This is a genomic window from Acinetobacter ihumii, assembly GCF_900625095.1.
Classification (GTDB): Bacteria; Pseudomonadota; Gammaproteobacteria; order Pseudomonadales; family Moraxellaceae; genus Acinetobacter; species Acinetobacter ihumii.
Genome location: NZ_LR130760.1, coordinates 2,657,829 through 2,674,300, shown reverse-complemented (window position 1 = coordinate 2,674,300; position 16,472 = coordinate 2,657,829). Strand labels below are relative to the sequence as shown.

General features: G+C 41.2%; 15 protein-coding genes. 8 read left to right on the top strand and 7 right to left on the bottom strand.

What is annotated here, in order from left to right; genetic code table 11:
* Positions 1-2: 2 nt before the first annotated feature.
* Both gltP and E0D95_RS12580 read right to left on the bottom strand, forming a co-directional pair.
* Positions 3-1,307: a glutamate/aspartate:proton symporter GltP gene (gltP, locus tag E0D95_RS12590; protein ID WP_130804134.1), complete on the bottom strand. Its 1,305-nt coding sequence runs from the start codon at positions 1,305-1,307 to the stop codon at positions 3-5.
* Between the two features lie 1,030 nt (positions 1,308-2,337).
* Positions 2,338-3,450, bottom strand: coding sequence for an endonuclease/exonuclease/phosphatase family protein (locus E0D95_RS12580; RefSeq protein WP_130804905.1), 1,113 nt, complete (start codon positions 3,448-3,450; stop codon positions 2,338-2,340).
* A 180-nt stretch (positions 3,451-3,630) separates the two neighbouring features.
* On the opposite strand from E0D95_RS12580, the gene asd reads away from it, so the two are divergent.
* The 6 genes from asd (at position 3,631) to E0D95_RS12550 (ending at position 10,398) form a co-directional block, all read left to right on the top strand.
* Positions 3,631-4,749: an aspartate-semialdehyde dehydrogenase gene (gene asd, locus E0D95_RS12575; protein WP_130804132.1), complete on the top strand. Its 1,119-nt coding sequence runs from the start codon at positions 3,631-3,633 to the stop codon at positions 4,747-4,749.
* A gap of 135 nt (positions 4,750-4,884) precedes the next feature.
* Positions 4,885-6,327: a type IV pilus assembly protein FimV gene (locus E0D95_RS12570; protein ID WP_130804130.1), complete on the top strand. Its 1,443-nt coding sequence runs from the start codon at positions 4,885-4,887 to the stop codon at positions 6,325-6,327.
* 65 nt (positions 6,328-6,392) lie between these two features.
* Positions 6,393-7,715 (top strand): hypothetical protein, encoded by a 1,323-nt coding sequence (locus E0D95_RS12565; protein WP_130804128.1) that lies wholly within the window; start codon positions 6,393-6,395, stop codon positions 7,713-7,715.
* Between the two features lie 47 nt (positions 7,716-7,762).
* Positions 7,763-8,728, top strand: a complete 966-nt coding sequence (locus E0D95_RS12560) for an asparaginase domain-containing protein (protein WP_130804126.1) — start codon at positions 7,763-7,765, stop codon at positions 8,726-8,728.
* 15 nt (positions 8,729-8,743) lie between these two features.
* On the top strand, positions 8,744-9,550 hold the full coding sequence (truA, locus tag E0D95_RS12555) for a tRNA pseudouridine(38-40) synthase TruA (protein WP_130804124.1): 807 nt from the start codon (positions 8,744-8,746) through the stop codon (positions 9,548-9,550).
* A gap of 83 nt (positions 9,551-9,633) precedes the next feature.
* Positions 9,634-10,398 (top strand): SDR family oxidoreductase, encoded by a 765-nt coding sequence (locus E0D95_RS12550; RefSeq protein ID WP_130804122.1) that lies wholly within the window; start codon positions 9,634-9,636, stop codon positions 10,396-10,398.
* Positions 10,399-10,443: 45 nt separating this feature from the next.
* Here E0D95_RS12550 and E0D95_RS12545 read toward each other — a convergent pair whose 3' ends face one another.
* The gene (locus tag E0D95_RS12545) at positions 10,444-11,454 is read right to left on the bottom strand and encodes an AraC family transcriptional regulator (protein ID WP_130804120.1); all 1,011 of its coding nucleotides are present in this window, start codon (positions 11,452-11,454) and stop codon (positions 10,444-10,446) included.
* Between the two features lie 227 nt (positions 11,455-11,681).
* On the opposite strand from E0D95_RS12545, the gene infA reads away from it, so the two are divergent.
* Positions 11,682-11,903 (top strand): translation initiation factor IF-1, encoded by a 222-nt coding sequence (gene infA / locus E0D95_RS12540; RefSeq protein WP_004718087.1) that lies wholly within the window; start codon positions 11,682-11,684, stop codon positions 11,901-11,903.
* Between the two features lie 160 nt (positions 11,904-12,063).
* Positions 12,064-12,459 carry a hypothetical protein gene (locus tag E0D95_RS12535; RefSeq protein ID WP_165443241.1) on the top strand — a complete coding sequence of 132 codons (396 nt, stop codon included), beginning with the start codon at positions 12,064-12,066 and terminating at the stop codon, positions 12,457-12,459.
* 94 nt (positions 12,460-12,553) lie between these two features.
* On the opposite strand, the gene leuB is transcribed toward E0D95_RS12535, so the two are convergent.
* The 4 genes from leuB to leuC form a co-directional block, all read right to left on the bottom strand.
* Positions 12,554-13,633, bottom strand: a complete 1,080-nt coding sequence (gene leuB / locus E0D95_RS12530; RefSeq protein ID WP_130804117.1) for a 3-isopropylmalate dehydrogenase — start codon at positions 13,631-13,633, stop codon at positions 12,554-12,556.
* A gap of 47 nt (positions 13,634-13,680) precedes the next feature.
* Positions 13,681-14,256 (bottom strand): hypothetical protein, encoded by a 576-nt coding sequence (locus E0D95_RS12525; protein WP_130804116.1) that lies wholly within the window; start codon positions 14,254-14,256, stop codon positions 13,681-13,683.
* A gap of 113 nt (positions 14,257-14,369) precedes the next feature.
* A complete protein-coding gene (gene leuD / locus E0D95_RS12520; protein ID WP_130804115.1) occupies positions 14,370-15,020 on the bottom strand; it encodes a 3-isopropylmalate dehydratase small subunit in 651 nt (216 codons plus the stop codon).
* Between the two features lie 11 nt (positions 15,021-15,031).
* Entirely contained in the window at positions 15,032-16,465 is a 1,434-nt protein-coding gene (gene leuC, locus E0D95_RS12515) for a 3-isopropylmalate dehydratase large subunit (RefSeq protein WP_130804114.1), read from the bottom strand.
* Between the last annotated feature and the right edge of the window lie 7 nt (positions 16,466-16,472).

Sequence of the window (16,472 nt, the reverse complement as noted above, 5' to 3'; positions counted from 1 at the left end):
ATTCAGTCAGCTGTTTGAGTCTGATTTAAACTGGCTTCATAAGCTTTGGCTTTATCTTCATCATAGGCATTTTCCCATTTACTGATGACCAATACCGCCAGCGCATTCCCCACCACATTGAGCGCGGTTCGTGCCATATCTAAAATACGGTCAACGCCTGCGATAAAGGCCAAGCCTTCAAGTGGGATCCCAACACTGCCCAGAGTTGCCAACAACACCACAAAAGAAACACCAGGCACACCTGCAATGCCTTTTGAAGTAATCATTAAAGTAATGACTAAAATCACCTGTTGATATAAAGACAGATCAATACCATAAAGCTGTGCAATAAAGATGGCAGCAATACTCTGATAAAGTGTCGAACCATCCAGATTAAATGAATAGCCTGTTGGAATCACAAAACTGGTAATGGCTTTGGGTGCACCATAGGCTTCCATTTTTTGCATAATGCGCGGCAATACCGTTTCAGAGCTTGCCGTTGAATACGCCAAAATCAACTCATCTTTTAAAATCTTCATGACAGTGAGAATGTTAATCCCAAAGATTTTGGCAGTTATCCCCAGCACGATAAAAGCAAAGAAGAAAATCGCAGCGTAAACCAATATTACCAGTTTGCCTAAAGGAATCAGCGATGCAAAACCAAAATTGGCAACCGTCACCGCGATTAAGCCAAAAACCCCAATCGGTGCATATTTCATAATAATATGCGTCACACGGAACATGGTTTCAGACACCGCATGAAACACATGCAATAACGGTTCTTTGGTGGTGGTTGGCAATGACGATAGTCCAATACCAAATAACACTGCGAAGAAAATCACAGGCAGCATTTCACCATGTGCCATAGAACTAATAATATTGGTGGGAATCAGCGATAAAATCGTCTGGATAATGCCATGCGAATGCGATTCAACTTCTTGCGTGGTGTGCTGATATTGAGAAATATCAGTTTTCACCAATGCTGACATATCTACGCCAGCACCCGGCTGGAAAATATTTGCAGCCACCAAGCCGACAATAATCGCAATGGTGGTGATAATTTCAAAATATAAAATGGTTTTAAAACCAAGTCTTCCCAAGCTCTTGGTGGTGCCTACCCCTGCAATCCCCAGAATCAGTGTAGAAAAAACGATTGGAATGACAATCATTTTAATCAAGCTAATAAAAATCTGCCCCAAAGGCTTCAGAACATTATCAACCGCAGCATCTTTTATTTCAGGCTGGTTGTGCAAAATAGCTCCAACAACCACACCAAGGATTAAAGCAATTAAAATTTGCCATGCAAGGCTAATTTTAAAGTTCTTCATATGACAATCCTTTGTGCTCAAACAAGCACGACAAAACAACAGGAGAACACATGCGCTTATAACAAATTGTCCATTCGTAAAATTCGTTTTGGTTTAAAGATGAGGTCTAGCCCTTGACCAGTCAGCTTAAATTTCGGGTTTTACGGACATCGCGCGATAAATGATCGGCACATTCTAGAGAGATTTTATTATTTAACAATACTTAACCAATCCAAAGTTTATCAAATTCTTAGCTAAATATTAAAATTATATTTATTTCAATATTTTAATTAATTTTAACTGTATAAAAACAACACAAAAACATATTTACAAAACAATAAATCTGCACAATTTGTAGTTTTATTAATCAATATTTGTTTATTTAAAAATCAACGCTGTCATAAAAACCCAAATAAAGACAATCCCTCTCATAAATGAGATGAGTTTTTACTATTTTAAAATTTCAAATCTCACAATGAACCAGAGCATGCAAGGCCCAAATATGGTATTCACGATATCATGCAGACTTGCATCAAAACGCCAATATCCATAGTTAATAAAATCATCTCTGGCATCTAATAAATCTGCCCCAATCGCGATAATTATCACCGCAAACAATGCCCAGATTGTTCAATTGACGATGATCTAAAAAAGCCACGCAGAAAAAGACCAACAAGCCGACATGAATATGCAAAGCACCACGTGCCAAATCTGTGAAGTGAACGATATAAATTTTAAATTCTTGAAATTTTAAATGATACATGAGGCAATGAGATCGTTATTTTAGGGCTTTAAAAAATCATAACCCGAGTTCTGCGTCCTGCAAAACTCGGGTAAATGAGGTTGTGCTTTCAATTATTCTTTTTATTGTGTAAAAGTTGCTTCCCTAGCGTCATCAAATCCTTGATGTTGTTCCTTCGGCTAAGTCTTCCATAGTGGGGATATTCCATTCCCAGTTCCTGTGCCGATAAAAGTAGAATACCTTCTGGGAACTTGGCTGGCTATTGGTTCAAGTCCGCATTTCATGTAAGCATTTTCTTACAGTACTTTTTTAGGACTTGTAAGCCTGTGCAATTTCATCCGTCACGATTTTTTCTTCTGTTTCAGCTTTACTAATGCCTTCTTGTATAGCTTGCTGTGCATCTTCATGGTCATCTTGAGTCTCTGGCAATTCTTCTTGTATCTGTTCAAAAATCCGTCCTGTTTGTAGAACTACATACACAGGAAAATGATCAGAACCCACATGCGCCAAACGCTGCATTTTAACCAGCGCAAAATCGGTACTGTGAAATACATGATCAAGCGACCAGCGCAGTAACGGATAATCTGCATGAAAGGTATTAATGAAGTGACGTCCTACGCGAGGGTCAAGCAAACCACTAATGCGTTGAAACAGGCGTGTGGTGCGTGACCACGCCACATCATTAAGGTCTCCCATCACAATACAACTTTCATCCAAATCCTTAATCTGGTCACCCACTATCAACAATTCTGCATCACGTAAAGTCGAATCTTTGGCTTCCGTCGGGCTAGGCGGTTTAGGGTGTAAACAGTAGAGTTGAACGGGTATGCCTGAGGGTAAAATGACAGTGCTATGAATGGACGGAATTTCATTACTCAGAATAAATTTGACCTCGGTGTCTTTGAGCTCTAAACGACTATATAAGTGCATACCATATAAATTGTCCAAAGGGACAGGCACCCGGTAAGGATAATCTGGTTCAATCACGCTAAGTTCATTTTGCCATGTTTGATCCGTTTCCAGCGTCAAAACAAGATCTGGTTTAAGTTTCTGGATTTGTTCAATCAAAAGATGATATTGATCATTCGGCGTTAATACATTGGAAACCAGTAGTGATATTTGTTTGTCTGGATCAAGTTGCTCAGTTTTAACCTGCTTGACTTGTTTTTTCCAGATGAAGGTATACGGTAAAACCATTTTCAACTGATAAGCAATTGCTGCAATTAATCCAAATACAATCAATTCACGTGATAAATTCCATGGTGCATCCCAAAATAACAAAAAACCAAGCACGATAAAGCCAATGGTTAAAATTTGTAGCCGAGGAAAGTCTGCGCCCCGAATCCACCATTCATCTCGCGGGATCAGCGACCAGAAAGTTAACCAAATCACCAGCACGGCAAAAATTTCAAGCAAAAGTATCAAGTTTTAGTCCATCCTGTCATTGGGGATTCATTTTTATTTACACACACTCTATGTAGCACATTCATAAATTTATTCACAATAAACGTGAGGTTTTAAATGGATAATACTTGCAGTTGTGGTCGCTTTTGATACACTCAAGCCCCTTTTACATTTTTTAACGCACCGAGGCAAAGTGACATGAAAGTAGGTCTGGTCGGTTGGCGCGGGATGGTTGGTTCCGTCCTTATGCAACGTATGGTTGAAGAAAATGATTTTGCTCACTTTGAGCCATTTTACTTCTCTACCAGTAATGCAGGTGGTGAAGCCCCTTCATTTGGTGGTAAAACTGCCCCAGCACTTATGGATGCAACAGACATTAAAAGTCTGAAGCAAATGGATGTCATTATTACCTGTCAGGGTGGTGATTATACTTCTGAGGTATTCCCAAAGCTCAAAGCTGAAGGCTGGAATGGTTACTGGATTGATGCAGCATCAACCTTACGCATGGCAGATGATGCGATTATCGTGCTTGACCCAGTCAATGCTCAAGTCATCAAAGATGGTCTTGCCAAAGACACCAAAACTTTTGTTGGCGGTAACTGCACGGTTTCCTTGATGCTGATGGGTTTAGGTTCACTGTTCCAAAACAATTTAGTGGAATGGATGAGCGCGATGACTTATCAGGCGGCATCTGGCGCGGGCGCGCAAAACATGCGTGAATTGCTCACAGGTATGGGCTATTTATATAACAATACCCAAGAGTTACTGGACGATCCTAAATCAGCCATTTTGGATATCGATAGTCGTGTGGCCGAGTTACAACGTGGTGAAGGTTTCCCTAAAGCCAACTTTGGTGTGCCACTTGCAGGCTCATTGATTCCATATATCGATAAACAGCTTGAAAATGGTCAATCCAAAGAAGAATGGAAAGGTCAGGCGGAAACCAACAAAATTTTAGGTAATTCGCAAATTATTCCTATTGATGGTCATTGTGTACGTATTGGTGCAATGCGTTGTCATTCTCAAGCATTGACCATTAAGCTTAAAAAAGATGTTCCTTTGAATGAAATTGAAGATATGATTCGTCAGTCAAATCAATGGGCTAAAGTCGTTCCTAATACGCGTGAAGCCTCGATGACTGATTTGACACCTGTTGCAGTCACAGGAACACTTTCCGTTCCAGTGGGTCGCTTACGTAAACTCAATATGGGTAAAGAATATTTAGGTGCGTTCACAGTCGGTGACCAATTACTTTGGGGTGCTGCTGAACCCTTACGTCGTATGTTACGTATCCTGATTGAATATAAGAATGCTTAATCCGCATTTTTAAGGAAAAGGCCGATCATTCGTGACTCGGCTTTTTTTATGTACATCTTATGTAAAAGTTTTACATTCGGTTAACATCTGGGTATTGTATAGCTTGACCGCTTTGCTCTTGCTTCATGGAACGAGATGACTGTCTATAACAAACTAAAAATTGCAATTTTAACTTTTCTTGCGACGCAACCATTGCATGCAATCACGCTAGAACCTTTACAAGTTCTGTCTGCACCTGGGGATTTGCTTTATGCTGAAATGAATTTCAGTCAGGCTGATTTATCTTCAAATTTGCAAGTCAGTCTGGCGACCCCTGAGGATTTAATTGGATTAGGGATTGCGCATCAACCACCTGCCCAACTCAACTTTTTTGCACGACGCAATGGACAAGGTTCTGGAGTTATTGTCATTACCTCATCGCGACCCTATATTCAGCCTGAACTGGATATCGTGCTTAAAATTCAGGAAGGCAATGGCACACGGTTACAGCATGTTAAACAAAGTATTAATCGCAGAGCTGTACCTGCATTACAGACATCAAATGAACAGACTTTAGCCCCCAAATTTATTGTCAGTGAAAAAGACATTGCGCTCAATTTACCAGAAAGTACCCGATATTCTGTCACGAATACTCCGTTATCTCCTACTGGTACGGTTAGCACAACATCCGATAAAAAACAAACATTAAGCTCAGAGCGTTCTCAAGTGTTGTCAATTAACACTGCGCCGCCTCCAGCCTTACAAGCGACAGCAACTTCTACCACGGCAAAAGAAACAAAAGCACAGTTTAATCAATCGCCACCCGCTCATCTCAATATTAAAGAAACACTACAACCTAATAATATTTCAAAGCTAGCTCCACCCTCAAATGTTCAAGCCTCGGTTGCACCTGTGCAGCCTGCAAAACCAGTTACAGAAAAAGCGAAAGAACAAGTAAACCAAACTCCGCCTGCAAAAAAGGCATCTGAGACAGAAAAAACTTTAGCAAAAAATAGTGTTCCTAAAGCTAAAACTGCCTCTGAAGCAAAAGCATCCCATGAAAATCAACACATTGTGCAGCGCAATGAATCTTTGTGGCGGATTGCCAACCGTATTGCGACTCAGACCAATCAACCGATTGCACAAGTGATGCAACAAATTAAAGCACAAAATAGTCATGCGTTTATTCAGGGTGACGTCAACCGCTTAAGACAAGGGGTTGCACTTAACCTTTCAATGACTGCTGCTACAAATCCCCCTAAAGCTGCGGATATGAAGCTTGCAAATACCTCTCAGCAAACAGCTGGGCGTGCTAAATATCGTTTAAATCAGGCTGAAATGAATCTTGTAGCAGACAATGAACAAGATTCCACACAAGGAAGCGCGAAACACAACACAAAACAAGAAAAAAGTAATGCTGAGTTATCATTAAAAGTTATGACAGCACGTGAAAAAACCGTTAAATTACAACAAAGCGTGACTGAAATGGAGTTGGCTTTAAGACAAAAGGATCAAAGAATCCAGCTCTTAAATGCCCGTCTGGCGCAACTACAGCAACAGCTAAAAGAGCGTGAAAACGCAAAAAAGCCAATACATTAAGTTAGACGCATACAGATATTTGAATGAGTCGTTATAAAATGACTCATGCTTGAAGGGGCATTAGCATGTTGTATGTAATTCCGTTTATCATTTTATTGATTATTGCGGTTGTTTTAAAAAAACGGGAAGCCAGTAAAGAAGAAAAAGCTCCCGCAAACAAAGCGATTGCTAGAAACAAAGCTAAAAAAACGACGGTAAAAAATAGTAGCCGCACACGTACAGAGTCTCGTGAAGTCACCCCAACCATCATTGCTGAACAGAAAAAAACTACACCTATTTCTCAGGAATTACATCAAAAAATTATCAGTCTGATTCAGTCTGGAAATTTTTCTAGTGCTGAAGCACAAATTAATCAGGCCTTAAATCGTGATAATTCACAACATGGTCTGTATTTACATCTATTAGATATTCATATTTTACAAAAAGATGAGTTTGCCATTGATCAACTCATTACGCATCTACGTGCTCTAGATTTACAAGATATCGTGATGCAAGCTGAAGCGAAAAAACGCGATTATGAGCAGCAAAAACAACCTGATGCGATTGAGTTTTCATCCAATGCTTTTGATTTTAAGAGCACAGCGTCAGAATCGACAACGCCCTCGTCTCATGTTTCAGTAAGTGAAGCTGATTTTGATGCGTTGGTTCAAACTACCCAGCCAGATGCTGACCATCAGGTTCAGATTGATCAAGATACGACCAGCGCTCATCAGATACAAAAACAAAATTCAGTTGAAATTGAACCTTTGGAGTTTAATTTCTCCTTTGATCAACCTGCAAAAGTTTCTGAGCCGTCACCACATACGCCAGAAGTACATATTGAGAATCAGGCACCTCTGACTGAGTTTTCTTTAACGCTAGAACCGCGAGAAGTTTCGCAAAGCCATATTGAAACCTCTCAAGCGATTGAGATTGAGCCTTCAGCAAGACCATACATTGAAGCAACTTCGACTGAGTTAACTGCTGATTTTGCCAATCTTGAGTTTGCGCCTACCTCTGAGTTTGATCTGGAAAAAACTGTTCAGCCATCGTTAGATGAGCAAGTGAATGCAGCAACATTAACTGAATTTAAATTTGATCAATTAGCAGTCGAAACATTGCCTGCTGACTCTCCAATTGAACTGAATCCTCAGCAAAGGTCTGAGCTTAGTTTAGCAACAGCATCACCAACAACTCAGTCAACACTTGATGTAAATGATCCATTGGTTCAGTCTTTTCCCGAACTGGCCAATATCAATGAAGCCCAATTGGATCTAGATTTAGCATCACAATATATAAAATTGGGGGCTTACGATTCGGCGCGCATTCTTTTGAACAAAAATGAGTCAGCCTTCAATGCGGAACAACGTGAATTGTCAAAAAACTTACTAAATCGAATAGCTTCTTAAAAAAGATGGCTTTACCATAAGCAGTCTGTTTAGACTGCTTTTTTATTATGAACAAAATAGCACTGTTGTATATGGGCGGAACCTTTGGCTGTATAGGTGAGCCTTTGGCACCCATGCCTTTTACAGAATTTTTACCCATGCTACAGCGTTTAATCGCTGATGATTTCGATGTCGATTGTTTTGCAGCACCTGTTATTAAAGACAGTAGTGCATGTACCGCCTCGGATTGGCTGACGCTGGTTCAACAAATTCAATCTCTGCAACAACAAGGCTATTCGCATTTTGTAGTGATTCATGGTACGGATACCTTAAGCTATGCTGCTGCGACATTGGCACGCTTTCTTGGCCAATCTTGTCGTGTAGTCGTGACGGGTAGTCAATATCCTTTATTGAATGTAGCTGGTCGTGAGATACGTGATTTCACCGATGCACGAGATAATTTATATCTTGCGCTACAACAGGTTAGAACATTATCGAAGGGTGTGTATCTGGCTTTTCATCAACAGGTTTTTCATGCGCAAACGGCTTTAAAAATTCACACCACTGAATTGAATGCTTTTACTGGAACTTTGGCAGCGCAGCACTGTAATACGGTCATAGATGCACAGGTGATTTCAGAGGCTGACTTAATTTCTTGTCGCAGCTTATCCATTTTAAATGTAATGGCTCAACCTATTGAATTAGAATCATTTAAACAGCAATTAAATAATCTTCTCATTCATCCTCCACATTTTTTAGTCATTCAAGGCTTTGGCACTGGCAATTTAGCGGTGGATAGCAACATTATTAAAATCTTTCATCAACTTCGCCTGCAAGGTTGTCTAAGTATTTTAGATACTCAAGTTTGCTTTGGTCAGATGGATCAACGCTATGCCATTAGCGAATGGGTGCATCAAGCACAAATTTTAATGAATAATACCCATGGACATGCTGATCTTTATGCCAAATTACTACAGCTTTATTTAAAATATTCAACATTGGAACAGCGCGAACAGCATTGGTCTTTTGCTTAATTTTGGGGTTGAACTATGCAACGTTTTGCAGTCGGGATTGAATTTTGTGGTATTCGCTATCGCGGTTGGCAGACCCAGCAAGCAGGCGTTCCAAGTGTTCAGGAAAGCATTGAACGTGTATTAAGCCAGATTGCAGACGAGCCAATCATTTTACATGGTGCAGGTCGTACCGATGCAGGCGTACATGCCACCAATATGGTCGCTCATTTTGACAGCAATGCCATTCGACCTGAACGTGGTTGGTTGATGGGCTCCAATAGTCAACTTCCCAAGGATATCTCGATCCAGTGGATCAAACATATGGAGCATGATTTCCATGCCCGCTTTAAGGCGAAGGCACGTCGTTATCGCTATGTGGTATATAACGCCCCTCAACGTCCAGCATTATTATACAAACAAGTCACACATATTTATCAACCACTTGATGTCGAAAAGATGATCTTGGCAGCGCAAAAGTTTCAAGGTACACATAATTTTGAAACTTTTCGTGCGGCTGCCTGTCAATCCAAACAGCCTGTACGTCATGTCAGTCATTGCCAACTGATCGAACACGGTCGCTATCTCGTTCTTGATATACAAGCCGACGGTTTTTTACACCATATGGTGCGTAATATTATGGGTTGTTTACTTGAGATTGGGCAAGGTCTATATGGTATTGACCATATCGACACCCTGTTTGCAGCTCAAGATCGTAAAGCCGCTGGCATCACCGCACCTCCTGATGGCCTCTATTTCATTCAGGCTTACTACCCTGAACACTTTGATCTACCACAGCCTCCATTGGGTCCGCATTGGCTCAATCTGGCCGATGCCTTTGCATAGTTTTTTGTAGCACCGCAAGAATCGGGTCGTTACCTAGACTAAAAGTTTTCAAAATGAGTCTTTAAATACTCTTTAGGCTCATTATGAAACGTCTAGAAAATAAAATCGTGATCATCACAGGTGCAAGTTCAGGTATTGGTTGGGAAAGCGCCTTACTGTTTGCGCAGCACGGTGCAATTGTCATCAATGTGGCTCGACGTGCCGAACGTCTTCAAGCGCTTGAGCAACGCATTAAAGCACAAGGCCATCCATGTTTCTCTGTGGTGGGTGATCTTGGCGATCCATCGACCATGTCACGTGCTTTAGATTTAGCTTTACAACATTTTGGTCGGATTGATATTGCATTTAACAATGCGGGCACATTAGGCGCATTAAAACCTACGCACCAAATCAGTCAAAGTGAATGGGAAAACACCTTAAACACCAATCTTTCAGCACATTTTTATGCGGTACAGATGCAGTTAAATGCAATGCTTGAACAAAAAAATGGCTGTATCCTATTTACCTCGACTTTTGTTGGTCATCGCATCGGTTTTCCAAACATGGCAGCTTATGCTGCCAGTAAAGCGGGTTTAATTGGCCTAACTCAAGTGATTGCCGCAGAATATGGCGCATTCGGTATTCGCTGTAACTGTCTTATTCCTGGTGGGACAGATACCGAAATGGGACGTACCGCTGCGCATGATGAGCAAACACGTCAGCATATCCAAAACCTACATGCTTTAAAACGAATGGCACAAGCTCAGGAAATTGCGCAAGCGGCATTATTTGCAGTGAGCGATGAAGCAAGTTTTATGACTGGTTCAACCTTGTACGTTGATGGGGGTATTTCAATCGTTCGGGCTTAATTTCAAACAATAAAAATGCATCTGTTAGATGCATTTTGTCCTGATTTATGCACGCTGCTTACGCTTTCTATATTCTACAGGCGTTTCATTGGTCCAACGTTTAAAGGCACGGTAAAAGGTACTCGGTTCAGAAAAACCAGTCAAATAAACAATCCGCTCAACACTTTCATTGGTATTGGCTAAAAGTTTTTTGGCAAGACGACAGCGGTAATCTGACAAAATTTGCTGAAAACTGGTATTGGCTTCACTCAATTGGGTTCTTAAACGTCGCGGGGTAATGTGTAACTGTCCTGCCACGGTTTCCAGCGTCGTTTCACCACTTTCAAGCGTTGAACCAATCGCACGACGTACTTCACCAACCAGATCATAGCGCGCAAGTTCCTGAAGCTTTTCAATCGCAAGTTGTTCATGCAATTGTAATAATTCAGGTTCTGCCTGCCAAAGCGGATAATCTAAAATCTCGGAATCAAAATATAAGCGGGTTTCTTTTTGCCCTAGACTGACTGGACACCCATAGACACGCAAATATTCATCTTCTGCGGCGCCGTGATTAAAGTCGAAATCAATAAAAATAGGCTTAAATGCGCCTTCAGTAATAAATTTAAAAAATCGTAAAATACCCGACAGTGCGCATTCTGAAAAATGTCGATTGACTATATTGTCAGAAAACGGCTGTTCACCATTGGTCAAATAACATCCATGATCATCGACGACTAAACGTGCCTGTAGTGCATCACTAATTAAACGTTGATAAGCCAAGGCACGTTTTAAACCTTCACCAAAGGTTTCACTACTAATGAATAAATGCTCAATCACCTGACCACGATACAAGGGTAAATGTTCCCCCAGATGTAAACCGATGTCTGGGTCTTTACTTACCTCTTCTGCCGCAATCCAGAAGGCGTACTGTGCATTTAATGGTGTTCGGGTATTGGTATCCACCTGATTTAAGGCGACACCTGCTTTTGTTAAAATTTCTTCGGTTGGCAATCCTGCACGACGAATCGCCTGATAGCCAAATCGTAATACAACCGATGCATCTGTTAGCTGACCCACGCGACATCCTTCCTTGTATGTTCTTCATTTATACTTGAAAACCTAATTTAGATTACCGCCGATTGACCAAACTGACAACTCAATTCAGGTCATTTTTACACATTTTTTTTTATGAATTTGACCTATCTGCCACTCTTGCATGATTGATAAATTCAGGCGTTGGTCTTGTTTTTTTATAAAAAATTGACTACAATTTGCGCCTTTCCAATTTGATCATCAGGTAGGCTATGGCCAATAAAGAGGAACTCATCGAGTTCGAAGGCGTTGTCACCGAAACGCTTCCTAATACGATGTTCCGTGTACGTTTAGAAAACGGTCACGAAGTAATTGCACATATTTCTGGTAAAATGCGTAAACACTATATTCGTATTTTAACAGGTGACAATGTTAAAGTTGAAATGACCCCATACGATTTGACCAAAGGTCGTATTACTTATCGTGCACGCTAATTTCGTTTAGTGAATGCAAAAAAGCCGCAATTCATCTGTGGCTTTTTTTATGCCCATCATTTTTAACGTATAAATAAACTTAAACACTTACAGCAATCATATCGATTTCTACTCTTTTTTGATTTTTAATTATTGTATGAAGCAGAAAAGGACTTTTGTGATGAATAATAAAAACTATGCGGTATTATGCTTTGTTTTTTTACTTCAGGCCTGCACCACCCCTTCTCAGCACAAAGTCAGTTTATCCGAGTATTTACAACAGTTTATTGGACAATCTGTACAAGACATTGAGCAAAATATTAATTTAAAATCATTAGGCTATCAAACACTTGAGCGACCACGCCTGTTGAATAATCAACTAAGTTATACCATTTTACGTCCAATGAATATTCCAACACCCATGGTGACTAATGTGGACATCGGTGGTACGGCGGTTCCATTACAACTTGGTAATTCTTCAGCCAATTCTTACGATGTAAATTTTAACTGTAAGATCATTTTTAATTTAAATAACCAGATTGCTGAATCTATTCATTATGAAGGCAAAGCCTGTTAAAGCTGGCTCAAATGAATCTTTAATGTTAATCAACTAATAGCCGATAAAAAACGCAGCCTATGCTGCGTTTCTTTTCTATGACTATGAATAAAAATTAAGCGAGTGCCTGAACCACTGCATCACCCATTTCAGAGGTACCGACTTTGGTCATGCCTTCAGACATAATGTCTCCCGTACGCAAACCTTGATCCAGTACATTGCCTACGGCATCTTCAATCGCTTTGGCTGCGGCTTCTTCACGGAAGGTATAACGCAACATCATCGCAACTGATAAAATCGTAGCCAATGGATTGGCAATATTTTGCCCTGCAATATCTGGCGCAGAACCGTGGCAAGGTTCATACATGCCTTTACCATTTTCATCCAGTGACGCCGATGGCAACATGCCGATTGAACCTGTCAGCATCGCTGCTTCGTCAGACAGAATATCGCCAAACAAGTTACCTGTCACAATCACATCAAATTGTTTTGGTGCACGTACCAGTTGCATTGCAGCATTATCCACATACATATGTGAAAGCTGAATGTCTGCATAATTAGCCTGTTGTAAATCAGTTACGGTTTGCTTCCACAGTTCCGTCACTTCCAATACATTGGCTTTATCGACTGAACAGACTTTACCACCACGCAGCCCTGCCATTTCAAAAGCAACTTTGGCGATACGTTTAATCTCAGATTCACTATAAACGTCGGTGTTGTAACCTTGTTTTTCGCCATTTTCAAGCTCGCGAATACCACGCGGCTGACCAAAATAAATACCGCCCGTTAACTCACGAACAATTAAAATATCCAAACCTGCCACAATTTCAGGTTTTAAGCTGGATGCATCCGCAAGTTGTGGATACAGAATTGCGGGGCGTAAATTGGCAAATAGGTTTAATTCGCTGCGAATTTTGAGTAAGCCACGCTCAGGACGAATTGAGCGTTCAATGCTATCCCACTTTGGTCCGCCTACAGCACCCAATAAAATGGCATCGGCTTTTTTGGCTTGTTCAGATGTCACAGCAGGATACGGTTCACCGTGAGCATCAATGGCTGACCCACCCAACAAACCATGTTCCCAACTCAAACCTAAATTGAACTTTTGATTGACTGAGTTTAATACTTTTTCTGCGGCAGCCACAATTTCAGGGCCAATGCCGTCACCCGCCAAAATTAAAATTTGTTTAGACATCTTTACTTTCCATTTTTCAGTGTATCAGCCCTTAGGCTGACGGATCATTAAACCTTTTGTTCGCTAAACTCACCCAGACCCGTGATTGCATCGAATGGACGACAAAAACGGCGAATGGTTCGCTGACCTTCGTCAAGAGCCACACATAAAGGTTCAGGTGCAGAGACATTGAGTAGGCTCCCTCCTGAACGCTTGGAACGGTCACGGTACATTTTAAAGGTATAATGTTGATTCGGTTTAAATTGATGAATCACATGGAAAGTTTCAGCACGGTCCTGAGAAATAGGATAAAAACGGATGACCAATTCATATTGATTGGCAGGGACAGACAGATACATCGTGCTATGTTGGCTAAAAACCGAACCGTGTAAGCGAACAATCCCCTGCTGGAGACTTTGTGGACTTACGCGATGTGTGGTCGCATCCATAATTGGTGTTGTATTGATCCGTTCAAACTCGCAATGTTTCACCCCAGTACAATAAATAGATGCATTGGCATGTAAAGTTTGAGTTTCTGCCTGTTTAATCCGTAAAGTATCGACCACATTGTTGGTACTTTGACACCCACCCATTACAACTGAGCATAGTCCAAGTACCATACTATGGCGAAATGTCCTCTTCATTTTCAGAGCCCAACCTTATTGAGAGCAACGTGTGCAACGTCTTTAGCTCTGCATGTTAACAAGAGTTGAGGCTTCATGCTATGGCTATCTTTCCTTTAAATATACCGCAACAGTTATTGTGTCAGTTCCTGAAATACCCAAGGACGACGCTGTTTGGCTTGCGCTTCAAACTCACGAATCGCATCGGCATTTTGTAAAGTCAAACCAATATCATCCAGACCATTCAATAAGCAATGTTTACGGAATGAATCGATCTCAAATTTAAATGCCTGACCCGATGGCGTACGTACTTCTTGTGCCTCTAAGTCAACAGTCAGTTGATAACCTTCGTTTGCTGCACATTCTTTAAATAACTGATCAACAATCTCTTCTGGCAAAATCACAGGTAACATGCCATTTTTAAATGAGTTATTAAAGAAAATATCTGCATAGCTTGGGGCAATGACGGTACGGAAACCATATTCATTGAGTGCCCATGGCGCATGTTCACGACTTGAGCCACAACCAAAATTGGTGCGTGCCAATAAAATGGTAGAACCTTGATAGCGCGGCTGATTCAATACAAAATCAGGGTTTTTAGGACGTTTACTAATATCCTGCCCCAAATAACCTTCGTCCAAATAGCGTAACTCATCAAATAAGTTATCGCCAAAACCTGTGCGTTTGATCGACTTTAAAAACTGTTTTGGAATAATTAAATCGGTATCGACATTGGCACGGTCTAAAGGTGCAACAATGCCCTGTTCAACGGTATATTTTTTCATGGCTTGCTCCCTTAGAATGAACGAACATCAACAAAATGACCTGCAATCGCCGCTGCTGCGGCCATCGCTGGACTGACCAAATGCGTCCGTCCACCATTGCCCTGACGACCTTCAAAATTACGGTTTGAAGTCGATGCACAGTGTTCACCCGGTTGTAATTTATCGGCATTCATCGCCAAACACATTGAACAACCCGGCTCACGCCACTCAAAACCAGCATCCAAGAAAATTTGATCCAAACCTTCCTGCTCCGCCTGTTGCTTGACCAAGCCTGAACCCGGCACAATCATGGCCTGTTTAATGCTTGAAGCCACTTTACGACCTTTCACGACTTCTGCTGCTGCACGAATATCTTCAATACGAGAGTTGGTGCAAGAACCAATGAATACGCGATCTAATTGAATCTGATCCAATGCCTGTCCCGCAGTTAAACCCATATATTGATAAGCACGTGTCCAGTCATTGCGTTGTACGTCATCTTTAGCTTGTTCCAAAGTAGGTACAGCCTTCGATACTGGAATGACCATTTCAGGCGATGTACCCCAAGACACTTGTGGCTCAATGTCTTCACCTTGTAAAACCACAACCGTATCAAACTGCGCATCGTCATCAGAATGTAAGGTATTCCAGTAGGCGACCGCTTGATCCCATTGCTCACCTTTCGGTGCATAAGGACGGTTTTTTACATACTCGATGGTTTTGTCATCGACCGCCACCATTCCCACTCGTGCGCCCGCTTCAATCGCCATATTGCAGACCGTCATACGACCTTCAATCGACATATCACGGAAAACTTGTCCACCAAATTCAATCGCGTGACCTGTACCACCTGCTGTGCCAATTTTTCCAATAATGGCTAAGACGACATCTTTAGAGGTCACACCTTTACCTAAAGTACCATCGACACGCACCAACATGTTTTTCATTTTCTTTTGAACAAGGCATTGAGTTGCCAATACATGTTCAACTTCTGATGTACCAATTCCGTGTGCCAAGCAACCAAATGCGCCATGTGTTGCAGTGTGCGAATCACCACAAACCACGGTCATACCCGGCAAGGTCAAACCTTGCTCTGGCCCAACCACATGGGCAATACCCTGACGGATATCGTTAATGCCAAATTCAACGATATCAAAGGTTTTACAGTTATCATCAAGGGTTTGTACCTGAATACGTGAGGTATCATCTTCAATCCCTGCAATGCCCTGTTCACGTTCTTTTTTTGAAGTTGGAACGTTATGGTCAGGTGTTGCAATATTGGCACTTAAACGCCACGGCTTGCGATCGGCGAGTTGCAAACCCTCAAAGGCTTGTGGACTGGTCACTTCATGTAATAAATGACGGTCGATATAAATTAAGCTTGAACCATCATCACGTTGTGAAACCAAATGATCATCCCATAATTTATCATATAAAGTTTTTGCGCTTTGGGTATTGCCTGCCATGTCGTCG